Genomic DNA, 1417 nt, shown 5'->3' with positions numbered 1-1417 from the left:
TGTGGTGTTCCCCCCGACTTTCGGCTATGGGCGTTCGGCCCTGGCCGTGGGGCACGGCAAAGATAACCGAGAAGTTCTAAGGAGGCGTCCATGGCGACGACTGTTGATAAGGCGAAGGAAGCGGCCGTGTCGGGCGATCTGACGAAGACGCAGGCGACGGCGGACCAGATCACGACGGATGCCGCGGGCGAGCAGGACCTGACGGATGGCTTTCATCTGGTCATCGATGCGCTGAAGCTGAACGGCATCAACACCGTTTACGGCGTTCCGGGCATTCCGATCACCGATCTTGGCCGCCTTGCGCAGGCCGAGGGCATGCGGGTGATCTCGTTCCGCCACGAGCAGAACGCGGGCAATGCTGCGGCGATCGCGGGCTTCCTGACGAAGCAGCCGGGCATCTGCCTGACGGTTTCGGCGCCGGGCTTCCTGAACGGCCTGACGGCTCTGGCCCATGCCACCACCAATTGCTGGCCGATGATCCTGATCTCGGGCTCCTCCGAGCGTGAGATCGTCGACCTCCAGCAGGGCGACTACGAGGAGATGGACCAGCTGGCCATCGCCAAGCCGCTCTGCAAGGCGGCCTACCGCGTGCTGCATGCGGAAGACATCGGCATCGGCGTCGCGCGTGCGATCCGCGCCGCGGTTTCGGGCCGTCCGGGCGGCGTCTATCTCGATCTGCCGGCCAAGCTGTTCAGCCAGGTCGTGGACGCGGCCAAGGGCCAGAAGTCGCTGGTGAAGGTCATCGACGCGGCTCCGGCACAGCTGCCGGGCCCGGATGCGGTGAAGCGCGCCGTCGAGGTGCTGAAGTCGGCCAAGAAGCCGCTCATCATCCTCGGCAAGGGCGCGGCCTACGCACAGGCCGACGACGAGATCCGCCAGTTCGTCGAATCGACGGGCATTCCGTTCCTGCCGATGTCGATGGCCAAGGGCCTCCTGCCCGACACCCATCCGCAGTCGGCCGGCGCGGCACGCTCCACGGCGCTGCTCGAGTCGGACGTCGTCGTCCTGGTCGGCGCGCGCCTGAACTGGCTGCTCAGCCACGGCAAGGGCAAGCAGTGGGGCCCGCAGGGCGCCAAGCGCTTCATCCAGATCGACATCGAGCCCAAGGAAATGGACTCGAACATCGAGATCGCGGCACCGCTCGTCGGCGATATCGGCTCGGTGATCGGCGAACTGAACAAGGCTCTCGCCGGCAACTGGCAGGCTCCCTCGGCGGACTGGACGCAGACGATCCAGTCCAAGAAGGAATCCAACATCGCCAAGATGGCCACGCGCCTCGGCAAGAACTCCACGCCGATGGACTTCCACTCGGCTCTTGGTGCGCTGAAGCAGGTCATCAAGGAGCGTCCGGACGCGATCCTGGTCAACGAGGGCGCCAACACGCTCGACCTCGCCCGCGGCATCATCGACATGTACA

General features: G+C 65.7%; 1 protein-coding gene. It reads left to right on the top strand.

What is annotated here, in order from left to right; genetic code table 11:
- Positions 1-90 precede the first annotated feature (90 nt).
- The coding region (oxc, locus tag SCD90_RS16535; protein WP_319845814.1) for an oxalyl-CoA decarboxylase at positions 91-1417 on the top strand (1327 nt) is incomplete at its 3' end.

Source organism: Terrihabitans rhizophilus (assembly GCF_033898525.1).
GTDB classification, from domain to species: domain Bacteria; phylum Pseudomonadota; class Alphaproteobacteria; order Rhizobiales; family Methylopilaceae; genus Flaviflagellibacter; species Flaviflagellibacter rhizophilus.
The sequence above is the reverse complement of the archived record's forward strand: the minus strand, read 5'-3'. Positions and strand labels throughout refer to the sequence as shown.